Source organism: Aeromonas sp. Y318-1 (assembly GCF_027706125.1).
Lineage (GTDB): Bacteria > Pseudomonadota > Gammaproteobacteria > Enterobacterales > Aeromonadaceae > Aeromonas > Aeromonas hydrophila.
The window spans coordinates 252716-258779 of the sequence record NZ_JAPDCM010000003.1; the positions used below are offsets into that span (position 1 = coordinate 252716).

Genomic DNA, 6064 nt, shown 5'->3' on the forward strand with positions numbered 1-6064 from the left:
ACAACTCCTCATTGGAACTCGGCAACGATAGTAGCAGTGGCATAAAAGTCACCGGCCGGGATATCCGCACCTACTGGTGTTACCGGTGCGGCGATAAAGCCCCAGTCACCAATATTTCCCTGCATGGAAACCGGATAAAACGTATTCAAATGTAACTGAGAACCATCCAGCTGCTTGAACTTGATCCCCAAATCGGAAATGACATTTCCACCTTGATAACCATCTCGGGTTGTCCGCAGATAGTCTTGACTGAAAGAGGTTGGCTTTCCAGAAATACCAAGATTGATCTTCAAGGCATCCCCTTCGAAGACACCACCACGACATTGAAATGTCAGAGGAACCGTCTTTTCAAAATTATTCCCATCCAATCCCGAGCCAGGCAAATCACCAAACTCTACTTCAATAGTCTGCCCACCATTAATCACGCACTCTTCTGGAACATATAAGATTGCAGATGTAATCGTAATTCGAGACATTGGCAAATTATTGAAATCTGTAGTGGTAGACCCTAAGCGGCCATACATTTCTACCACTTGACGATCTGATATTTGTACACCGTTAATTATTTGCTTTCTTACACGGAAGGTTACTCGCCCGCGGCTACCACTTTCGAAATTATTTATCCTTGTCTCTTTCCCCTTAGTACAAGAGTAATTTGGGTAATCGTTACTTTCATTCGGAAATGGTGCTGTAACAAATTTTTTCTTCCAACCGGCTATCCAAATTTCGACCTTCATATCCAGAAAGTCATTTAGCTTTACAAAACCATCACCAGCTTGAGGCAAGCCATCCGTCATGGTCGCCTTATAGTACACTGGAGATTGTGGAATGCTTCTATCCGGACAGGTAACGATACCTGAATATTGCCCACCTAAGTTCCACTCAAATGCCTTGGTAGTAAAACCAGGTTTGTTTTGAATATCAGCCTTGTCCAACGATATATAGTAATCATGAGTTGGGTTGGGCGTCACATAGCCATTTGCCGATGCCGTTCCTGCAAACAGCATAAGGCTTGAACAGAAGATGGAACGTAGCATAGGTCTTACTCGCTCTTCATGGCTTTACAGGCATTGCCTGTGCACTGGTATTTGATATCCATATATCCGCCATAGTCATTGACGTAGCTGATCACAAATTCATTGCCCAGTGCTTCCGGGATGGTGACCGTCTGCTCTGACTTGGGGGCAACCATAAAGGCCGAAAAGCCCTTCATCGCGGTTCTTCCTTTGCCCTGCGGATGGCCGAGGCCCACGTAGGTGATGTAGTAAGGTGTCGGGTTGTTGACCTTGAGGGCCTTGCCCTGCTTGGTGATCAGCACCTGATCCTGCCAGATGGCACCGCGCTCGGGCAGGATGGCCTCGGGGCGGTAGAACAGCTTTATCTTGGACTGCACGGCAATCTGCATCACGTTGCTCTTCTCGCTCTTGGGCGGGATCTCGCGCAGATTGAAGTAGTAGATCGACTCGCGATCCTTGGGCAGGCTGTCGATGGCCGGCACGCTGGCGATCCGCACGATGGACTTCTGGTTGGCGTCCACTCGCTGTACCGGTGGCAGCACCGCGAAGGGAGATGCGATCTTCTGGCCCTGGGCATCTTCAATCCAGGCCTGCGCCAGGTAGGGCAGCTTCTGGTTCTCGTTCTTGATGTTGAGGCTGATGGACTTGGCACCGCCCGGATAGACGACACGAGTACGGTCCAGCACGATGGCAGCGCTGACGTTGAGCGAGGTCATGCCCAGCACGGCCAGACAGGTATAAGAGAGCAGCTTTTTCATCGGTATCCCATTACTTGCAAGTGAGAGTCTTCATCGACAGATCGGTTACTTGTTGCGGCGCCACTATCTTGCACTGGCGGGCGCCGCCCCAGGATAGTTCAAACGCTTCATTCGGTTTCACCCCGGTCAGATAGACCAGGCCATCTTCATCCACCACCGAGAGTACCCGGCCGGAATCCTTGACGACAGTGGCGCCAAACGGCGGCACTGAGCCATCAGGCAGTTTGACGTTGGCCAGCAGCTTGAACCCTTCGGCCATTTCGAAGGCATTATACCCAATTGCGCCCTCGGTCAGGGTTCCCTGCTTGATGGCATTCATCGCATCGATGTCATCGCTCAGCTGATCCACGTCCACCCGGGTGTCGCTCTTGCGATAGTCGGTCATGTCGCTGATCACCGCGACGCCAAAGCGGTTGGTTACGGCGCGGCCATTGTTGAAGGAGACGCCGGAGGTCTTGTCGGTATCCACCATCATGCGGGTACCGCCACGACGGGTCGCCTGGTGCAGGGCTGCACCGTGCTGGGTCGCCGTCAGACCGCCACGCAGGCTGGCGCCGACCGAGGTGTATTCTCTCTGCACGCTGTAGGCATTGAGGCTGACCGCCCCGATGTCGCTGTTGTGGTTGTAGTAACCCCGCGCCACGGCGTGGCCGTTGCTCTGCACGCCCGCCCCCAGCTGATAGGTATCGTCGGGCCGGCTGTAATCCTGATAGGTAGCCAGATGGGTGATCTTGCCATTGGAGGACTGCACGCTGTATCCCGCGCTCTTTCTGTCCCCGATCGGCATGCTCAGGGTCAGCATGACGCTCTTGTCATCCTCGTAGTTCTCGGTCTTGGTCTTGTAGGCCGACACATAGATGGAGACATCCTTGAAGCTGCCGATGTTCACGTTCTTGTTGATGGTGAGGCCGTAGCGATCCTCGGCATCGTGCTCCCAATAAGTTCTGTGGGTGTAGTCCAGATAGACTGTCAGCGCCTTGGCCGCATCCTCCGCCCAGAAGGTCTTGTTGGCGGTGATGGTGTAGAGCTCCTTGTCACCCCAGGTGTTGTAGTCATCGCTCGAGGTCGTTTCGTTCTTCTCCAGCCGCTCCTTGTTGCTCAGGAACTGCGACATGGTCATGAAGTTGTGCTGGGAGAAGCGATAACCGGCGAAGGTGATCGAGCTGTTGTATTCATCAAACTGCTTGGCGTAGTTCACCCGCACCGACTGGCCAATCTTGGTCGACAGGCCCGGCAGCTTGGCAATGGATTGGGTCAGGTCGGCCGAGATGGCGCCGAAGGCATAGAGATCGCGACCGATACCCAGCCCCATGGAGTTGTATTCACCCGCAACCAGGCTGCCACCGTACAGCGACCAGGAGTTGGCCACCCCCCAGGAGAAATCACCGGTCACGAAGGCCGGACCGTGCACATCGTGCACCGAATCCGTCTGTTCGGAAGGTGCACCGACCGCCAGGTTGTATCGGACGTAGCCGGGACGGGTCAGATAGGGGACGGTCGCGGTGTCTACCTGGAACGAGTTGACGCTGCCATCCTGCTCCTCTACCCGTACGTCGAGACGGCCGCGTACCGAGCTGTCCAGCCCCTGGATGCGAAACGGACCGGCCGGCACGTTGGTCTCATAGAGGATGCGGCCGGACTGGGAGATGGTGACCTTGGCGTTGGTCTTGGCGATGCCGCTCACTTCCGGCGCATAGCCCTGCAGGCTCGGCGGCAGCATGCGCTCGTCATTGGCCAGGTTGACGCCGGTATAGCGGAAGCCGTCGATCAGCTGGGAGTTGAGCTGCTGCTCACCCACCGTCAGCTTGGCGGCCATGTTTGGCAGCGGACGATAGGCATAGATGCGGTTCAGCTCGGAAGTGGTTCGCTCGTTGTCACCCCAGTAGGCGTTGGCCTGGTAGTCGCCCCGCAGGCGCCAGGCGCCATAGTTGAACCCCAGCGTACCGTAGCTGCTGATGTTGCGGTTGGAGTAACCATCCCCTTCGTTGACCTGGGCGTTGATGTTGTAATCCAGCATCATCCCCGGGATCCCTTCATCCCACTGTTCGGGCGGAATCCAGTTGGGATCGCTGTACTTCATCCACGCCTGGGGCACGGCGATGCGCAGCAAGCCGTTACCTATGTCGTTGGAGATCACCACGCCGTCCAGCGCCAGCAGGTTGGCACACTGGCCATCGTGCCAGGTATCGATCTTGGCGATGGCCTCGTCGGTCAGCGCCAGCTTGGGGATCACCTCTTGCGGCAGGCAGGCCACCCCACCCTTTCCCTTGCCGGTATCGGTCTCGTAGAAAGGGATCTTCTGCAGGGGCAGCTTGTTTTTGTTGACCTCGATCTCGAGGTAGTAGTCGCCGGGCAGGATGTAACCTTCGTCGGCAAACTGGGAGAGGTCGATCTTGGTCCGTTCGTCCAGATCGAGTGCATCAATATTAAACTCCGTTTCTGCCAATGCGTGATTTGCCACCGCCATCAGGCCGGGCACGCATAGCATGAAAACCATTTTTGAATAATGTTTTTTTCTCACAGAGTCTGATGTTGAAACGCTCATATTTTCACTCTAGGAATTGCATAACGGTCTCACGTAATGAGGTATCTACACTAAGCAATTGGCTTGCTTACATATAATTGAGTTCAAACAGCGTCGTACTGTCCGGAAAAAACAGCTGACTGCTGGTGAGCCCCAAATTGAATTCCAGATCACTGTTGACGATATCCGAAACAATAAAGCGTTCGCCGGATACCTTGTGATATTGGCCGTTGTTGAGAATGCCCAGCTCATCGCTCATGGCACCGCGCACAGACATGGAAATAAAAGGCAGTGATGCCTCCGTCGCCCCTTCAACCTGACAGCCGCTGATTTTCAGTGTGCCCGGTTGCTGAGCCTGCAGCGGAATGCTGCGCAGCACCTCCAACGTACAGCCCGATTCGGCCAGTCCATCCGTGAGTTCATTGGCGTGGACTGACCCCGCCATCATCACCAGCTGCAGCACCATGGCTGCCATCATTGAAGTTTTCATGATCAAGGTTCGATGTGAGGAGACAGAATGTGTGAGGTTGTGGTGGCTCGCACCACCACAACCCTGGTCACACGTTAAAGCACTCTATTACTCGTAGGAGAGAGTAAAGTTGGTCACTGCAGTGAAAGCGCCGGCTTTCAGCGGGTTGGCGGTCTGATCGGCATAACCTTTCAGCACGGCGCTGAAGGGCAGCTCGTTGTCACCGTTGACCAGGCCGAAGGCGGCAGTCGGAGTACCCAGTACGATCGGGGCACCACCCGGAGCGGTCATCTTGATACCGGCACCAGCGGCGTCACCACCACCGATAACCAGCAGGCTGGAATCTACCGGGTCTTTGGCACCGCTGAAGGTTACCTTGACGGCATCTTCCTTGTCGGAGATTTCACAGTTCAGCAGCTTGATGCTGAACGGCTTGGAGTTGGACTCGCCACCGCTGGCCAGCTCTTTGGTGCTGATCTGACCCATTTCAACTACCTGGTCAACAGACTCAGGAGCAACGGAGCAAGGAGCGTTGATGATTTCACCATTGAAGGTGACTTTGCCTGAACCAGCACCACCGGCAGCAACAGCGGAGCCGCACAGCAACATGGAACCAACACCCATAGCAACCAGAATCTTGTTAGCTTTCATTCGTTTATACCTACATTAACGTGTGTTGTACTGCATCACTCCAATCATGCTGGAGTCACGATTTTCAGTGATGCCGCGATATACTGCACAGCAACTGCTGGTGCCCAACCTCTCATTAAGCCGGTGAGGGGTCATGCCAATAATCAGCTGTGCCTTTTAAGGTTTATTTAAATAAGCAAAAGCAGCACACCGCATCAGGGGCAGTTCCCGCTACACCTCATCTGCACAACTACATACATCCTTGTCGTCTGCGCAGAAAGCCGTGCTCCGCTTTTGCTTGATGAACAAATTAACGACTCATATGATGCACATCAAATACATTTTGATTTTTATAAATTCTTTTATAAACACATAAAAAACAATTACTTAAAGACATGACGGCACATTTATGAATGCCGTAAAATAAATATCGCTCATATAGCAAACACGGATTGGATTATTTTAAATCAGACAACTTCAACCGCTTAACAGCAATTAACAAAAACACAACAACAAAACAATTCCAGATCACGTTTTTTGTTTCTTGAATACCCCTGACCTCATACATAAAACAGCTCAGGTAATCAGGTAATCAGGTAATCAGGTAATCAGGTAATCAGGTAATCAGGTAATCAGGTAATCAGGTAATCAGGTAATCAGGTAATCA

Annotated in this window: 5 protein-coding genes; all 5 read right to left on the reverse strand. The window is 53.1% G+C overall.

Features of this window, described 5'->3' with window-relative positions; all coding sequences use genetic code 11:
- Positions 1–8: 8 nt before the first annotated feature.
- The 5 genes from OKB87_RS06025 to OKB87_RS06045 all read right to left on the reverse strand — a co-directional run bounded on the left by OKB87_RS06025 (position 9) and on the right by OKB87_RS06045 (position 5418).
- Positions 9–1037 carry a fimbrial protein gene (locus OKB87_RS06025; RefSeq protein ID WP_270826800.1) on the reverse strand — a complete coding sequence of 343 codons (1029 nt, stop codon included), beginning with the start codon at positions 1035–1037 and terminating at the stop codon, positions 9–11.
- A 5-nt stretch (positions 1038–1042) separates the two neighbouring features.
- Entirely contained in the window at positions 1043–1774 is a 732-nt protein-coding gene (locus tag OKB87_RS06030) for a fimbrial biogenesis chaperone (protein WP_219281178.1), read from the reverse strand.
- Positions 1775–1784: 10 nt separating this feature from the next.
- Complete coding sequence (locus OKB87_RS06035; protein WP_333563317.1) at positions 1785–4319, reverse strand: fimbria/pilus outer membrane usher protein; 2535 nt, start codon at positions 4317–4319, stop codon at positions 1785–1787.
- A 67-nt stretch (positions 4320–4386) separates the two neighbouring features.
- Positions 4387–4776, reverse strand: a complete 390-nt coding sequence (locus OKB87_RS06040; protein WP_016349292.1) for a hypothetical protein — start codon at positions 4774–4776, stop codon at positions 4387–4389.
- Positions 4777–4875: 99 nt separating this feature from the next.
- Complete coding sequence (locus tag OKB87_RS06045; protein WP_011704492.1) at positions 4876–5418, reverse strand: fimbrial protein; 543 nt, start codon at positions 5416–5418, stop codon at positions 4876–4878.
- Between the last annotated feature and the right edge of the window lie 646 nt (positions 5419–6064).

Coding starts and splice junctions, on each gene's coding strand:
- OKB87_RS06040 (WP_016349292.1), bottom strand. CDS start 4,776: ATGATGGCAGCCATGGTGCTGCAGCTGGTGATGATGGCGGGGTCAGTC.
- OKB87_RS06030 (WP_219281178.1), bottom strand. CDS start 1,774: ATGAAAAAGCTGCTCTCTTATACCTGTCTGGCCGTGCTGGGCATGACC.
- OKB87_RS06025 (WP_270826800.1), bottom strand. CDS start 1,037: ATGCTACGTTCCATCTTCTGTTCAAGCCTTATGCTGTTTGCAGGAACG.
- OKB87_RS06045 (WP_011704492.1), bottom strand. CDS start 5,418: ATGAAAGCTAACAAGATTCTGGTTGCTATGGGTGTTGGTTCCATGTTG.
- OKB87_RS06035 (WP_333563317.1), bottom strand. CDS start 4,319: ATGAGCGTTTCAACATCAGACTCTGTGAGAAAAAAACATTATTCAAAA.